Origin of the sequence: Nitrospirillum guaranorum (assembly GCF_034653275.1) — a bacterium.
Lineage (GTDB): Bacteria > Pseudomonadota > Alphaproteobacteria > Azospirillales > Azospirillaceae > Nitrospirillum.
Genome location: NZ_JAYEES010000003.1, coordinates 480,288 through 495,526 on the forward strand (window position 1 = coordinate 480,288; position 15,239 = coordinate 495,526).

Sequence of the window (15,239 nt, forward strand, 5' to 3'; positions counted from 1 at the left end):
GCTTGGACCCCCGGGCGAGGGGTCGCCCGCACTCTTGGGGCACAAAGTCATGACCGACACGCGCCGCACTACCGCCATCGCCATCAAGCATTGCCTCGACAATCTGGCGCTGGACGCTCGCCGCAATAACATGGGGGAACTGGTCCACCTCCTGGGCCTGGCCTCCCTGGCCGCGGAAGACGCCGCCAAGGCCGCGGACAGCCGCACCGTGGGCCTGCAATCCCTGCTGGACCGCACCCCCCAGGGGCGGTGCTGACAGGACGCGCCACTGGCAGGACCGCAAGGCCCCTTCCACAAGTGGGACGGGTCGGGCGGATCACGCATGACAACGGATGACCGGAACGACGGCCGCGCGGGCCGTTTTTCGGATTTATCCGTTTTTCTTTGCGCAGCGTTTTAAAGAATAGAGCGCGGGCGCGCCGCGTCAGTTCTTGGCGGGGTCGTCGCCCTTGCGGCGGCGATAGCCGTCATCCTCCTCGTCCGAGTCGAGGGGGCCCTCCCCCTCATCCTCGTCGAAGTCATCCTCGTCATCCGGCAGGGCGTCGCCCTCATCCCAGCTGCCGGCGTTCCAGCCGCCGGCGGGCCAATCCGGCGCCATGCCGGGCGGCAGGCTGTCGTCACCGTTGCCGGAGGCGTCGCCCACGGGCAGCGATTCATAGCCGCCGATCTGCGCGCGGCGGATTTCCCGTTCCAGCATGGCGACGGCGTCCGCCGCCAGGGGCGAACCTTGCAGCCCCTCGGGCAGGCCGTAGGAGAAGACGGCCAGGGTCGCCCGGCCGCCGACCACGGCACCGCGCAGCCACAGGTGGCAGCGCCGGCGGCGCCCGTCCTCCACCGCCGTATGGGTGAAGCGGGCCAGCACCTCGTCATCCGCCAGGGTGTCGACGCTGCCCATGCCCACCTGGCCGTCCGGCCCGTCGGCGAACTGGGCGGCGATGCGCCGCAGCAGCACGGCCGGGGGCAGGCCGTCACCTTCCTCCGCCGTGATGGCTTCCCAGTCCAGGCCGGCGGCAAGCGCCGATTCCAAGGCCGACTCCGGTTCCATATCGTCGGGCGGCGGGTAGTCATGCACCACGACCCGCAGGGTCTCGTCGGCCTCCGCATCGTCCGGGCGGCGGAAGTGGCTGGTCTCCGGCCCGCCCAGGTCGTCCTCATCCTCGTCGCTGGTCCGCCAGTCCCAGGGAAGGCGGAAGCGCACGACATCGGCGTGCACGATGTTGCGCATGGTGACGGCGCTGACGGGGCCCTGGTCGGCGGGTCCGAACTCCATGCGGCCGATCTCGTCGCCCAGGCGGTCCAGCAGGGCGCCCAAGCCGGGCACCCAGAATTCCTCGCCCGGCACGTACAGCTGCAGGGTGGCGACGCGCACCCGGTCGGGCGGACGGAAGTCCGCCATCTTCCACACGAAGATCTGCGCCTCGGGAATGCGCGCGCCGGCGCCCAGCGCCGCCGCGGCAGCCGTCGCCTGCTCCGGCGTCTGGCCCGGCTCGGGGGCCGCCGGCAGGGCGGCGCAATAGGCGATCCAGCGGCGATCGCCCGACGCCATGGCGGTCACGCCCGGCGGCAGCAGGTGATCGCGGTCCAGATACTGCAACGCGTCTTCGGCATCCACGCCGTATTCATTGGCGTAGGTGGTGACGGAAACCAGCAGGTCCAGCGGGTGGCCGCCCACGGGGCGTCCGTCGGTGGCCGCCCACAGCACCGGCGACTGCAGGGCCAGGCCGCCGTCGTCACGGTAGACGCGCGTCCAGGTCGCGGGCAGGCAAATGCGCACGGCCCCGCCATGCACGGCCATCCACTGCCAGTCGCCGCTGGCGAGGTCTATGTCCAAAGTCCGCTGTCCCATGGCGCGGCACTCTAGGCAAGCCGGCCCGCCGTTGCAAACCCTCCGCCAGCAGGCCAGCCAGTACAGTTGCGCCCCCAGCACATGGCTGGAGCGGCCAATTCCGTCAAAATCCACGCCCAGCCAAGGGCATGCGCGCAAAAGCGCCTATCAGTTGCGCAGGCGGTAGCCGCGGTGCAGCAGGGTGCCGGCGATGGCCAATAGCGCGACGTTCACGGCCACCAACACCAGGACGGCCAGCGCCGCCTGGTCCTGGCCCTGCCCCAGGAAGCCGATGCGCACGCCGTCGATGGCGTAGTAGATGGGGTTGGCCTGGACGATGGCGCGCAACACCCCCGGCATGCCCGCCACCGGCGCGAACAGACCGGACAGGAAGATCAGCGGCGTGAAGACGAAGGTCATGGCCGCCGACAAATGGTCCCACTTCACACTGATGAGCCCGGTCAGAACGCCGAAGGTGGCCATCATGGACGAGCCCAGCACCACGAACAGCAGCACCAGCGCGGGATCGGCCATGGGCGACTGCCAGAAGATGAGGAAGCCCACCCACACGGCGGCCCCGCTGGCCACGCCGGCGGCCATGGCGGACAGGACATAGGCGGCCAGCATCTCGGCGGCCCCCACCGGAGCCATGAGCTGGTCCAGGATCGCGCCCTCCATCTTCGCATAGAGGATGGAGAAGGAGGGGATCTGCACCGACTGGGTCAGCAGGGACAGGGTCACGAGGCCGGGCACCAGGAAGGCCAGGATGGCGTCGCCCTCGGGCGTACCGCGCTTGTCGCCCAGGCCGAAGGCGAAGACGGTGAAGTAAAGGGCGGCGGACAGGCCGGGCGCCACCAGGAACAGCATGGCCAGCTTGCGCAGGCGCTTGATCTCCCGCCCCAGCAGGGTCAGGAAGCCCAGGGTGTTGAAACGGCCATGGTACCGGCGGCGATCGGGCCGATAGGCCCCGGCCGGCAACGGCGCTTCGGCACCCACCCCGTCCACCGGCATGTCCATGGCGTCAGGCCTTCAGCTTGTAGCCGGTGGAGACCATGCGCAGGGCCACCAGCCAGAGGACGAGGTTGATGCCCAGCATCACGGCGATGCCGGTCCCCAGCGTGCCGTCGGTGCGACCGATGAAGCCGTAGCGGAACCCGTCGATGAAATAGAAGAAGGGGTTCACGTGGGCCACGGTGTGGAAGAAGCGCGGCGCGCTGTCCAACGTGTAGAAGGTGCCCGACAGGAAGGACAGGGGCGTGATCACGAAGTTGGTGATGGCCGCCATGTGGTCGAACTTGTCCGCCCAGACGCCACCGATGAGGCCCAGCAGCGACAGCAGCATGGACGCCATCACGGCATGGAATAGGACGTAGAAGGGCGCGTGCAGGCCCAGCGGCACCACCAGCTGGATGACGATCCAGGTGACGAGGCCCACCATCAGCCCGCGCACGATGCCGCCGGCGACGAAGGCGGACACGAATTCGAACGGGGACAGGGGCGGCATCAACACGTCGACGATGTTGCCCTGGACCTTGGACACCAGCACCGAGGACGATGTGTTGGCGAAGGCGTTCTGCGCCATGCCCATCATGATCAGGCCCGGGCCCAGGAAGCGCAGGAAAGGCACGTCGCCCACCATGCGCACGACCCCGCCCAGCGCCAGGGCGAACACGGAATAGAACAGCAACGTGGTCACCACCGGCGCGGCGATGGTCTGCACCCAGACCTTCAGGAAGCGCCGTATCTCCCGCTTCGTCAGGGTGGTGAAGCCCACCCAGTTGATGGCGCCCAGGGCCCGGGGGGCCGGAGCGCGCGGCGCGGCGTCGGCGCTGGACAAATGAGACTGCTGCAGCATGGTCATGGGATTCGGGCGCCCGTGCGGAAGGGTCCGGGGATATGCCCCCGGCGAGGCTGGGCCTGACCTTAACGCCGCGCCCCCCGTCCGGCAATATGAGCGGCGTCACAGGCGCCGCCGGAACCCCGCGCGACACCGTGGCGCCGGCCCTGCCCCCGGCGCTACCATGGACCCATGACCGACGACCTTTTCGACCCCCGCCCCGCCAACCAGCCGCCCGAAGGCCGCCAGCCCCCCAAACGGCGCGGGCCCAAACGGGTCAGCGCCGCCTATCTGGAGCGGGCCGCCCTGCATTACCTGGAGCGCTTCGCCGCCTCCACGGCGGCGTTGCGCCGCGTGCTGATGCGCAAGGTGGACATGTCGGCGGCCGCCCACGGCACGGACCGGGCGCAGGGGGCGGAGTGGGTGGAGGCGCTGATCGCGCGGTATCAGCAGAGCGGCCTGCTGAACGACCGTGTCTATGCCGAGGGCCGCGTGGCCAGCCTGCACCGCCGGGGTGGATCCACCCGCACCATCCGCCAGAAGATGGCGGCCAAGGGTGTGGACGCCGATCTGGTCGACGCCGCCCTGGGCGAACTCGCCCGCGAGTTGGACGATGCCGACGAAGGCTCGACCGACCTGCGGGCCGCCCACGCCTACGCCCGCCGCCGCCGGCTGGGCCCCTTCCGCCCCGAGGCGGAGCGGGATGCCAAGCGCGACAAGGACCTGGCCACCCTGGCCCGCGCGGGCTTCGACTTCGACACCGCCGCGCGCATCGTGGACGCGACCGATCCGGACGAAATTCCCGGGTGACGCCCCTCAGACCGGGAAGGGGATGCCCTCGGCGTCGAAGCGCAGCTTCAGGCGGCGGTTGAACTCGCGCCCCACGGCGAACTGGCGGCGGGGACGGGTCTTGATGCGGAACTTGATCTTCACCGCCTTCTCGGCGAATTCGCTGACGCCCAGGATTTCCAGGGGCGCCAGGATGCCGGGGCCAAACAGGCTGTCGCCCTGCAACTCCTCGCCGATCTCGGTCATGATCTGGGTGGCCCGGTTCAGGTCGGTGGCGTAGGCGATGCCGAAATCGGCGCTGAAGTAGCTATAGTCCTTGGTCAGGTTGGAAATGCCGGTGACGGCGCTGAACGGCACGGTATGGACCGCGCCGCTATCGTCGCGCAGGCGGATTGTGCGGATGGTCAGTCCTTCCACCGTGCCGGTGTAGCCGGCCAGCGTCACGGAATCGCCGACCGAGATCGTGTCCTCGAACAGGATGAACAGGCCGGTGATGACGTCCTTCACCAGGGACTGCGAGCCGAAGCCGATGGCGACGCCGATGACGCCGGCGCCGGCCAGCAGCGGGGCGATGTTGACCCCGATCTCCGCCAGCACGGTCAGCCCCACCATGACCAGCAGGATCACCAGCACGGCGTTGCGCACCAGGGGCAGCAGGGTGCGGATGCGGGCGCTGCGCTCCACCAGGCGTCCGTGCCGGTCGGTGGTGTTGAGGTAGCGCTCGATGCCTCCGCTGACCAGTTCCCACACGATCAGCGCGAAGATGACCATGAGGACGATGGTGAGGAGCGAGGCGCTGGCCCGCTGGCCGAAGGGGGTGCTGAGCCAGCCGAAACTGTCCACCCCCCAGGCCTGCAGCACGGTCAGCAATCCCGCCAGCCACACCACCACCTTGGCGCCCCGATGCAGGATGGGCAGATAGCGGTTGGCGCGGGATTCCAGCAGCGGGTATTGGCGCTTCAAATCATCCGGAATGGCGAAGCCGCGCCGGATCAGGCGGTCGATCCCCTCCATCAGCAGGCGGGCCACGATCAGGGTGACGACGCTGATCAGGGTGGCGCGGGAAACGAAACCGAAACCGCCCTTCACCTCCAGCGCCCAGATGCCGTAGATGGCCACGAGATAGACGATGGCCAGGATGTGCCAGATCTCCGCCAGGCGGCGGCGGACCAGGCCCCAGGCGGTCGGCGCCGGCGGGGGGGCGGCGACCATGGGGCTGTCGCCGGAGATTTCGGCCGCCAGCTGGGCCTCAAGCGCGCCGTCCTCGTGCAGGTCTTCCGGCTGCACGGGATCCCGGCCCCGGATCCAGTCCGCCACGCTCTGCCGGTTCTGCAGCACCAGGATCACCAGCATGATGCCGACGATCAGGCCCACCACCTTCAGCAGGGCCATATAGGGGCGATAGGGCAGGCCCAACTGAAGCGCCACCTGCGCCACGAAGTAGCCGTAGACGGCGGTCAGGGCGATGCGGCGCACCCAGATGTAGATGTAGTGCGCCGTCTCATCCCCCACCGGGAGAAGGCGCAGGGAAGGGGCGCCCGGCGACAGCAGGAAACGGGCCGCCAGCGTCGCGCCCTGCACCAGCAGGCTGGACACGATGATGCCCAGCGCCGCCGTGGAGGCGGGCTTGGGCGGATGGGTCAGGGTCTGCACGCCATAGGCCGCCAGGGCGAAGGCCACCATGGGCACGATGTCCAAGAGGGTGCGGATCAGCAGCAGACCCAGACGCACGCCCCAATTCCGGGGTTGGCGATGTTCCAGCCCCCGGCGCGGGCGCGCCAGCAGCCAGAAGGTCGCCAAGCGGGCGACATAGCCAGCGATGACCACCAGCAGCACCTCGCCCAGCAGAATGCCCCACTGCACGCGCAAGCGGGGGTCGGACATCTGGCGGTCCAGCCAACGATAGGCCTTGGGCAGGTCAAGCAAGGCCTGCCCGGCGGCCGCGATCTCCTCACTGAATTCCTCGATGCGGTCGGACAGGGCGTCCAGCATGCGGGCGCCCAGCGCCTCCACCTCCGACTCCTGCGCCGGGGCCGTGGGGGCGGCGCCGGCAGGAGCAGGGGCGGCGGAGGTCGCCGTCGCCGGGGCCGGGGCCGCAGGGGCCGCGGAGACGGCACCGGGGTTCGCGTCGGCCAGCAGTTTCAGCTGGGCGATCAGGGCGTCGCGGCGCTGGGGGTCCTGCAGGGTCTGCAGCAGGGCCGCCGCCTGGGCGGACGCGGGTGGCGGGACAGCATGGACGGCGGGCGGCGAAACGGGCACCGGCACGGGAACGGCCACCGGCTCCTTGGCCGCCTCCTCTTGCGGGGGCTGCGGGTCGGGCTGGGCCAAATTGGGTGGGGAAGGGTCGGACTGGGACACCTCGGCGGCCCCGGCCACGGGCGCGCCCTGCGCCCGGGCGGGCGACGGCATCGCGGGCGACAGCAGCAGGGACGCCAGAAGCGCCAGGGAAACGGCAAAAAGGGCTTTCCGCATCATCCGCAACAATCGGGGTGGGCCTATCCAGGAAGGGCCAAGGATCAAGGAAGGGCCGAACGTTAACCTTAAAGGGTAGGGCTGCCAACGGCTGGGCGCGCGATGTTGCCGTAAAGCATAGGTCCCGAAGCACAGTTGCCGCCAAAATCGCCGCTGGCCGGTAGGCAGGCGGGGCAGGGCGCACTATCCTTAAGATTGTGGCGGCGGCGCGGCATGTGGACCGGGCGCCCACGATTTGACACAACATTTCCCGTGGGCACCCGGCCAACCCCGGTCACCCCGGCTGATCATGTGAGCAACCCGGCGCATGGCTACGGACAGTCCCGACGACACCCCACCGGATGCCGCCCTGGGCGCCAACGACCGGAACACCCCTGAAAGCAAGCTGGTGGCGACCAAGCGCGCCTGGGCGCTGTCCCGGCTGCTGACCGGCGGGCAGGCCGACCCTTTGGCGTCCCGCCCCCGCCTGCCGCCGGGACAGCGCCTGGTGACCAACTGGCCGGTGCTGGATCTCGGCATCCTACCGGAGGTGGACATCCACGACTGGACCCTGACCGTGGACGGGTTGGTGGATCATCCCTTCACCTGGCGCTGGGCGGATTTCCAGGATCAGCCGGCGTTCAGCGACACATCCGACATCCATTGCGTCACATCCTGGTCGCGCTACGACAACCATTGGCGGGGCGTTTCCGCCGGCCACATCGTGGCGCTGGCCCGGCCGCAGGCGGATGCCGCCCACGTCCTGCTGCACAGCTATGACGGGTATACCACCAACCTCAGCCTGGCGGCGTTCAGCGCCGCCGATGTGCTGCTGGCCACCACCTGGCAGGGGGAGCCCTTGACGCGGGAACATGGCGGGCCGGTACGGCTGGTGGTGCCCCAGGCCTATTTCTGGAAATCGGCGAAATGGATCCGCCGCATCCAGTTCGTCAACGACGACACGCCAGGGTTTTGGGAGGTACGTGGGTACCACAACGAAGGCGACCCCTGGACCGAACAACGGTACGGTTGAGACCTGTAGATGAGTCAAAGCAGCTTTTCCCGCACGGCCCCCCATATGGCCGCCCGCACAGCCCCCGTCGCGTCGCGCCTGCGCGCGCCTTCCAATTCCCAGGTCAGGCCCATGGAGCAACCGAAGACGCGGGAACGGCTGAACGCCCACAGCTTCACCTTTCCCAGCCTGACCGGCGATGGAACCATACCGCTCAGCGCCTTCAAGGGCCGACCGGTGCTGGTGGTCAACACGGCGTCGGCCTGCGGTTACACCCCGCAATATGCCGAACTGCAGATGCTGTGGACCCGCCTGCGCGGCCGGGGCCTGGTGGTGGTGGGCGTGCCATCGAACGATTTCGGCGGGCAGGAGCCCGGAAGCCCGGCGGAGATCGCGCAGTTCTGCGCCACCACCTACGGCGTGGACTTCCCCCTGACGGCCAAGCAGACCGTGATCGGCCCCAACGCCCACCCCTTTTTCCAGTGGGTGGTGAGCAGCGTGGGGGAGGGGGCGGGCCGGCCGCGCTGGAACTTCCAGAAGCACCTGATCACGCCCGACGGGCGCCTGGCGGAAATCTGGCCCTCGCCCGTGCGGCCCATGGCCGACGTGGTGCTGGAAAGAATCCTGGGCCTGCTGAACAAGGCCGGGCTCTGAGCGTCACGGCCCGCCGTCGATGCCGGTATCGGTGCCGGTGGCGGTCAATCCGTGGTGCTCAGTTCGCCGCCGCCACCAGCCCGATGTCCGGCCACACCCGGTCGGCGGGCATGATGACGCGGGCGATGGTGCCGGTGCCGGGCTCGCTCTCGATCTCCAGCTTGCCGTCGTGCAGTTCCACCAGGGCGCGCACCAGGGGTAGGCCCAAGCCGGCGCCGCCGGCGGTGCGGGTCAAGGGGTTCTCGATCTGGCGGAAGGGTTCCAGGGCGCGGCCGATGTCTTCCGCCCGCATGCCGATGCCGGTGTCGGCCACGGTGATGACCAGGCGTCCGTCGCCGTCGACCACGGCGCCCAGGGTGACGGTGCCTCCCTTCAGCGTGAACTTCACGGCGTTGGCCAGCAGGTTGGACAGCAACTGCTTCAGCGCCACCTCGTCCGCGCGCAGGCGGGGCAGGAAGTCCGCGTAGTCCGTCTGCAGATGGATGCCGCCGCGGATGGCCCGTTCCTTCACCACCCGCAGGCAGGAGGCGAAGACGCGCGGCAGATCCACCATATGCTCGTTCAACTCGCGCTTTCCGGCCTCGATCTTGGACAGGTCCAGGATGTCGTTGATCAGGTCCAGCAGCATGCGGCCGCTGTCGTGGATGTCCTTGGCGTATTCGGCGTAGGCGGGGTTGCCGATGGGCCCAAGCGACTGGCTGCCGATGATCTCGGAAAAGCCGATGATGGCGTTCAGAGGCGTGCGCAGCTCATGGCTCATGTTGGCCAGGAATTCGGTCTTGGACCGGCTGGCGAATTCCGACTGCTCCTTGGCCAGGCGCAGCGCCACCTCGGCCCGGCGGCGGTCGGTGATGTCGTCGGCCGTGCCCTGGATGGCGTAGGCGCGGCCGGCCCCGTCCAGCAGCACCCGGGCCGACAGGGACGCCCACAGGGCGCTGCCGTCCCGGCGGCGAATCTCGGCCGCGAAATCCTGGATGGCGCCCCGGTCCATGACTTCCTGGGGGAAATCCACCCGGGGGCGCGGGTCGACGAACAGCTGCGTCCAGGCGTCGGTCAGGGTGGTCGCCAGATCCTCTTCCGAGGCGTAGCCCAGCATGCGCACCAGGGCAGGGTTGGCCGACAGGATGGCGCCCCCGACGGTGATGGTGAACATGCCCTCCACCGCGTTCTCATAGATGTCGCGGTACTTGCGCTCGCTGGCGTGCAGCACGGCGTTGGCCTGTTCCAGGCTGTCCATCAGCACGGTGCGGTCGTGGGCGCGGCGGCGGCTGACCATCAGCACCAGGCTGATGCCAAAGGTGAGCGCGAAGCCGAAGACCAGCACGGCCTTCACCTCCCACGACTGGCGGGCCAGGCCGGCCACCAGATCGCCCGTCATGTCCAGCCACCACACCCCGTCGCCGATGGAGATGGCGCGGCTGAATTCCGAGGTGGCGGTGGCGGTATGCCTCGTCTGGACGAAGGCGGCCTCGCCCCCGCGCGACCGCAGGCTGAGCCGGGTCCACAGGGCGGGATCGGCCTGCCCCTCCATGCGCAGGGTCAGCAGATCGCGCAGATCGATGCGGGCCACCAGCGCCATCCCGCCGTTGGCCACCGTCCCGGATGTGGACCGCGCCAGCAACAGGCTGGCGCCGTCGGCGCCCAGGCGCACGGTGATGCCCTCCGGCGAAAGCGGAAGGTCGGCGATGTCGGCGGGCGCGATGTCGGCCCCGACGGGGCCGGTCCGCAGCACGCGGCCGCCCGGGCCCACCCAGGACACGGCCCGGATCTCGGGCCGGAGGTCGATCAGCAGGGCCACCTGGCGGTCGAATTCCGCCGGGGCGGGATTGGCGGTCAGGAAGTCGCCCTCCGCCCCCAGGGTGGCGGCGATGCGGTCCAGCCGTTGCTGCACATGACGGCTGCGGGCGTCGGCCTCATCCGCCAAGCGGGCCTGGGCCACGCCCGACAGCATGGAATGGACGTAGAACGCGGCCAGGACGGTCAGGACAATACCGGAGAGGGCGGCCAAAATCGGGCCGCGGGTCAAAAAAAAGACGGCCGGGCGGCGACGCCGCGCGGTCTCCAACACCGACATCCTGGCAATACCTTTCCGCTTCCCCTTGGGGCCATGTCCGCCGTCCATGTCCCTAGTCCACGTCCAGTCAACATCCCCTGGGGGCCCCCTGCGGCTTCGCAGGCGGGCAGGATAAACCCATTCCTAACCCCAAAGATACAACAGTGGGTTAACATCCTGTCAGAAAGTGTAGGATGGCGTAGGAAAGGCGGCCATGGAAAGGGCGACAAGATACGCCCGCAGTCGTTAATATCCGGGGGTCCCCGCAACCGACCGGTGCTGACACCTTGACCGACAGCCCCATCCCCTCCACCGGCCCTGATCCCAGGGTTCCCGATCCGGACGATTACGTGGCCAGCCCGTGCACCCGCGTCTGCCGCATCGACGCGCGCAGCGGCCTGTGCGCCGGCTGCCAGCGCACCTTGGAAGAGATCACCTTGTGGGGCGGGATGACGCCGGACCAGCGGCGCGCGGTGCTGACCAGCCTGCCGGAGCGGCGCAAGGCCAGGCGCACCTTGACCCGTTGGCGTCATGGCAGCCAGCCGGGGATGTAATCCCGGGGGAAGGAGAGGGACGGATCAGTCCGCCCCGTTGTCCGGATCCTCGCCCTCGGCGAAGGCGCGGGCACCCCACATCAGGCGTTCGATCTCACGGATACGGTCGCCCTGGCGACGCAACCGTTCGGCATTGACGACATTACCGCCCGGCGCCCCATCGGGCCCCGAGCCCTTCGAAGCCCTGGGTGCCCGCTTGGGGCTGTCCTCCCCACCGAGATCGTCCGCGCCAGCCATCGACCGCCTCATCGACCGGACGCCGATACCGTGCCACGGGCGCCCTCTGGTTCATGCAAGTATCACGAAGCGTATCATGGCCCTGGGCCACCCGCATCCCGGAAAGCCCGCCAAATCGTTCGGACAGGGTGATAATAAGTAGACGGTGTGACCTGATTTCAACGGTCCCCCGCCCCCTATTTTCGCAGTGGACTGCGCCTGGCGTTTCCAGCGGCGGGAATGCCCGCGCCAGCACCGCCAAGCCACCCTGGCCCGACGGCCTCACCGGGACGCGGCGTACCGCCGCTGGATTCACCGTGACGCGGCGTACCGCCGCTGGATTCACCGTGACGCGGCGTACCGCCGCTCGATGGCGTCCCACAGGGTGGACTCGATGGCGCCGCCGTTCAGGCGGTTGATCTCCTGGATGCCGGTGGGGCTGGTCACGTTGATCTCGGTCAGGTAATCGCCGATGACGTCGATACCCACGAACACCAGGCCCTTGTCGCGCAGCACCCCACCGATGGTGGCGCAGATCTCGCGTTCGCGCTGGGTCAGGTCGGTCTTGGCGGCACTGCCGCCGGCGTGGAAGTTGGCGCGGGCCTCACCCTCCTGCGGCAGGCGGCTGACAGCGCCCACCGGCTCGCCATCCACCAGCAGGATGCGTTTGTCGCCCTGGCGGATTTCCGGCAGGTACTTCTGCACGATGATGGGCTCGCGGTAGAGCTGGGTGAAGGTCTCCAGCAGGGCGCCCAGGTTCTCGTCATCCGGCTTCACATGGAAGACGCCGGATCCGCCGTTGCCGAACAGCGGCTTCACGATGATGTCCTTGTATTCCCGGCGGAAGGCCAGGACCTCGTCCTTGGCGCTGGTGATCAGCGTCGGCGGCATCAGGTCGGGGAAGTGGGTGACGAACAGTTTCTCCGGCGCGTTGCGGACGGAGGCGGGGTCGTTCACCACCAGGGTCTTGGGGTGGACGTGTTCCAGCAGGTGGGTGGCCGTGATGTAGGCCATGTCGAAGGGCGGGTCCTGGCGCATCAACACCACGTCGACGCTGGCCAGGTCCAGCGTCTCGGCCGGGCCGAAGGTGTGGTGGTTGCCCCGCTCGCGCCGCACCTCCAGCGGCCGGGCGGTGGCCACCAGGCGGCTGTGGCGGAAGGCCAGGTCCTGGGGCAGGTAGTGGTAAAGGGTGTGACCCCGCCGCTGCGCCTCCAGCGCCATCATGAAGGTGCTGTCGGTATCGATGTTGATGGAGTGCATCGGGTCCATCTGAATGGCAACGGACAGGCTCATTCTCATCTCCCCCACGCCGGCGGTCCGGCGGTGCTTGGCTGGCAAAGGATAGGACTGTGGCCCGCATGGGATCGGCCCGGCTGCGGCGCCAATCACACGAGGGTGAATAAAGGTCGGGTCAATTCAGGCGATTGCGCAGATGCTGCACCAAGGTGGCCGCCTGGTCCAGCAGCTGGGCCGAGGTGCCGGCGCGGGCCCCCAGGTCCAGGAAGGTCTCGAACGCCGAGATGGCGGTGGTGATGTGGCCCAGCTGTGCCTGCAACAGGCCGGATTCGCGCCACAGCGCCACCTGGCCCGGTGCCATCAGCAGCATGGCCTCCACCGCCTCGGCCGCCAGGTCGGGCCGTTCGCCGCGCATGTGCAGCAGCTTCACATTGTTGTGCAGGCGCAGGAGGACATCGCGGTTGCCCACGGGGGCATAGTGGTCCGGTTCCAGTTCCGCCGCGGCGCCCGAGGTCTGTTTGATCAGGTCGCGCAGGTCGACCACGCTCAGCACCCGGCCGCCGCCGAAGGGGTCGATGATGGCGCGGTCGCCACCGTGATCCAGGCGGATGAGGAAATGTCCCGGAAAATTCAGGCCCACCATGCGCCAGCCCTGGGCGCGGGCGGCATGCATGTAGAGGATGCCCAGCGCCACCGGCAGGCCCCGACGCCGGTCGATCACCCGCGCCAGGTTGGCGTTCTGCAAATCCTCATACGTGGCGCTGTCGCCCTCGTAGCCCATGCGGTCCACCAGGGCGCCGCGCAGGGCGTCCAGGCACTCCTCCAGCGTCAGCGCCTCCGGCGCGCGGCCGGCCGTCCGCTTGGCCACGGCGGCGGAGAGCGCGGTGAGATGCCGGCGGTAGGGCGCCAGGCTGGTGTCGCCCCCGGACAGGGTCGCCAGCGCCAGGGCGGTTTCCGCCAGGTCGATATCCTCGTCACGCATGTGGCCCACGGCGCGCAACAGCGCGCGGGCTTGCGCCTGGCCCTTGCCGGCGCGGGTGCTGCGGTTCTGGGACCCCTGGCTGGTCACGGATTGGATGCTCCCTCCGGCATCGGCCCTGCGGCGCCGGGCCTTGGGGGCGCCGGGCTTTGGGGAGATAGCGCATCGCCGGGGCCGGTGTCGACCACCAATGCCGCCGAAACCCTCAATGACCGCGCATGAAACGCGCCGTCAGGAGGATCGCCAGGCGTCCGGCTTGTGCAGCGGCCAGCGCCGCGGCCGGACGATCATGAGGTCGAAGCGGATGGCGTGGCGCGCCAGCCGGGGCCGGGCGGCGACATAAAGGCCGGCGGCCCGTTCCAGCCGGCGCCATTGCGCCAGGCTGACGGCCAGGTGGCCCAAATCCTCCGTCGGGCGCGCCTTGACCTCGACGATGGCCAGCAGGTCGCCCCTGGCCGCCACGATGTCGATCTCCCCCGCCGGGGTGCGGCAGCGGCTGGCCAGCACGCGATAGCCCTTCAGCCGCAGGGCCAGGCGGCACCATGCCTCCGCCCAGCGGCCCAGGCGCTCGCCGGAGCGGCCCTTCTGCGTCTTTCGCGCCAGCCGCTCAGCCCGCGTCATCTTTCGAAATCTCAAGCGCCCGTTGGTAGATCTGCTTGCGGGGGGCGCCGCTGGCCTCCGCCACCGTGGCGGCGGCGTCGCGGACGCTGAGGGTGCGCAGGGCGGCGCGCAGCAGGCCGTCGATGTCCACCTCCTCCCCACCGTCCTCGACCGGCGGGCCGATGACCACCACCACCTCCCCCTTGGGCGGGCCGTTCCCGGCATAATGGGCGGCGAGCCCGGGCAGGGTGCCGCGCCGCACCTCCTCGAACAGCTTGGTCAGCTCACGCGCCACCGCCACCTCGCGCCCGCCCAGCACCTGGGCGGCGTCGGCCAGCAGGTCGGCCAGGCGTTGGGCCGACTCGAACAGCACCAGGGTGGCGCGCACCGGCGCCAGTTCCTCCAGCGCGGCCCGGCGGGCGCCGGTCTTGTTGGGCAGGAAGCCGGCGAACAGGAAGCGGTCGGAGGGCAGCCCCGCCAGCACCAGGGCCGCCAGGGTGGCGCTGGCGCCCGGCAGATGGGTGACGTACAGCCCCTGGTCGCGCGCCTCGCGCACCAGCTTGTAGCCGGGGTCGGAGATCAGCGGCGTGCCGGCGTCGGACACCAGGGCGATGGCCTCGCCCGCCGCGATGCGGGCCAGCAGTTGGGGCCGCATGCGGGCGGCGTTGTGCTCGTGATACGGCAGCAGGGGCTTGCGCACCTGGTACCGGGCCATCAGCTTGGCCGTCACGCGCGTGTCCTCGCAGGCGATGGCGTCCACGCCCTTCAGGGTTTCCAGCGCGCGCAGGGTGATGTCGCCGGCGTTGCCGATGGGGGTGGCGACGACATGCAGGCCAGGCGGCGGTTTACGCGCGAAGGCGCTGCCGTTAGGCTCTGCCCCGTCTTCGTCCAACGGGACGTCCCCATCCAACGGGACGTCATCGTGGGGGTCGTTTCCGGCGTCGATATCGTCGACGGGGCCAGTGTCGACAGTGTCGACAGGGCCGGTATCGACATCGTCGACAGGCGGTTGCTGCGGTTTCATGGGATCAAC

At 69.5% G+C, this 15,239-nt stretch carries 15 protein-coding genes; 5 read left to right on the forward strand and 10 right to left on the reverse strand.

The window, feature by feature from the left end:
• The first annotated feature begins 49 nt into the window (after window positions 1-49).
• Window positions 50-256 carry a hypothetical protein gene (locus UAJ10_RS11100; RefSeq protein ID WP_040849273.1) on the forward strand — a complete coding sequence of 69 codons (207 nt, stop codon included), beginning with the start codon at window positions 50-52 and terminating at the stop codon, window positions 254-256.
• A gap of 168 nt (window positions 257-424) precedes the next feature.
• On the opposite strand, the gene UAJ10_RS11105 is transcribed toward UAJ10_RS11100, so the two are convergent.
• The 3 genes from UAJ10_RS11105 to UAJ10_RS11115 form a co-directional block, all read right to left on the reverse strand.
• Window positions 425-1,846 carry a hypothetical protein gene (locus UAJ10_RS11105; protein WP_322915415.1) on the reverse strand — a complete coding sequence of 474 codons (1,422 nt, stop codon included), beginning with the start codon at window positions 1,844-1,846 and terminating at the stop codon, window positions 425-427.
• 147 nt (window positions 1,847-1,993) lie between these two features.
• Complete coding sequence (locus UAJ10_RS11110; protein WP_322915416.1) at window positions 1,994-2,842, reverse strand: ABC transporter permease; 849 nt, start codon at window positions 2,840-2,842, stop codon at window positions 1,994-1,996.
• Between the two features lie 4 nt (window positions 2,843-2,846).
• Window positions 2,847-3,686: an ABC transporter permease gene (locus UAJ10_RS11115; protein ID WP_322915417.1), complete on the reverse strand. Its 840-nt coding sequence runs from the start codon at window positions 3,684-3,686 to the stop codon at window positions 2,847-2,849.
• Window positions 3,687-3,854: 168 nt separating this feature from the next.
• On the opposite strand from UAJ10_RS11115, the gene UAJ10_RS11120 reads away from it, so the two are divergent.
• Window positions 3,855-4,472 (forward strand): regulatory protein RecX, encoded by a 618-nt coding sequence (locus UAJ10_RS11120; RefSeq protein ID WP_322915418.1) that lies wholly within the window; start codon window positions 3,855-3,857, stop codon window positions 4,470-4,472.
• Window positions 4,473-4,478: 6 nt separating this feature from the next.
• Here UAJ10_RS11120 and UAJ10_RS11125 read toward each other — a convergent pair whose 3' ends face one another.
• Complete coding sequence (locus UAJ10_RS11125) at window positions 4,479-6,926, reverse strand: mechanosensitive ion channel domain-containing protein (RefSeq protein WP_322915419.1); 2,448 nt, start codon at window positions 6,924-6,926, stop codon at window positions 4,479-4,481.
• Window positions 6,927-7,230: 304 nt separating this feature from the next.
• Here UAJ10_RS11125 and UAJ10_RS11130 point away from each other — a divergent pair, with 304 nt between their 5' ends.
• A complete protein-coding gene (locus tag UAJ10_RS11130; protein WP_322915420.1) occupies window positions 7,231-7,935 on the forward strand; it encodes a sulfite oxidase-like oxidoreductase in 705 nt (234 codons plus the stop codon).
• 111 nt (window positions 7,936-8,046) lie between these two features.
• A complete protein-coding gene (locus UAJ10_RS11135) occupies window positions 8,047-8,568 on the forward strand; it encodes a glutathione peroxidase (protein ID WP_322915421.1) in 522 nt (173 codons plus the stop codon).
• Between the two features lie 58 nt (window positions 8,569-8,626).
• On the opposite strand, the gene UAJ10_RS11140 is transcribed toward UAJ10_RS11135, so the two are convergent.
• Window positions 8,627-10,642: a PAS domain-containing sensor histidine kinase gene (locus UAJ10_RS11140; protein ID WP_322915422.1), complete on the reverse strand. Its 2,016-nt coding sequence runs from the start codon at window positions 10,640-10,642 to the stop codon at window positions 8,627-8,629.
• A 266-nt stretch (window positions 10,643-10,908) separates the two neighbouring features.
• Between UAJ10_RS11140 and UAJ10_RS11145 the strand changes: the two genes are divergently transcribed.
• Complete coding sequence (locus UAJ10_RS11145; RefSeq protein ID WP_322915423.1) at window positions 10,909-11,175, forward strand: DUF1289 domain-containing protein; 267 nt, start codon at window positions 10,909-10,911, stop codon at window positions 11,173-11,175.
• A 24-nt stretch (window positions 11,176-11,199) separates the two neighbouring features.
• Here the strand turns inward: UAJ10_RS11145 and UAJ10_RS11150 are convergent, their stop codons facing one another.
• From UAJ10_RS11150 to rsmI, 5 genes are all read right to left on the reverse strand, one after another.
• On the reverse strand, window positions 11,200-11,412 hold the full coding sequence (locus tag UAJ10_RS11150) for a hypothetical protein (RefSeq protein WP_322915424.1): 213 nt from the start codon (window positions 11,410-11,412) through the stop codon (window positions 11,200-11,202).
• A gap of 321 nt (window positions 11,413-11,733) precedes the next feature.
• A complete protein-coding gene (gshB, locus tag UAJ10_RS11155; protein ID WP_322915425.1) occupies window positions 11,734-12,684 on the reverse strand; it encodes a glutathione synthase in 951 nt (316 codons plus the stop codon).
• A gap of 118 nt (window positions 12,685-12,802) precedes the next feature.
• Window positions 12,803-13,696, reverse strand: coding sequence for a SirB1 family protein (locus UAJ10_RS11160; RefSeq protein ID WP_322915426.1), 894 nt, complete (start codon window positions 13,694-13,696; stop codon window positions 12,803-12,805).
• 141 nt (window positions 13,697-13,837) lie between these two features.
• On the reverse strand, window positions 13,838-14,227 hold the full coding sequence (locus UAJ10_RS11165; protein WP_322915427.1) for a YraN family protein: 390 nt from the start codon (window positions 14,225-14,227) through the stop codon (window positions 13,838-13,840).
• A complete protein-coding gene (rsmI, locus tag UAJ10_RS11170) occupies window positions 14,214-15,230 on the reverse strand; it encodes a 16S rRNA (cytidine(1402)-2'-O)-methyltransferase (RefSeq protein ID WP_322915428.1) in 1,017 nt (338 codons plus the stop codon). The genes UAJ10_RS11165 and rsmI overlap by 14 nt, the downstream gene beginning before the upstream one ends.
• Between the last annotated feature and the right edge of the window lie 9 nt (window positions 15,231-15,239).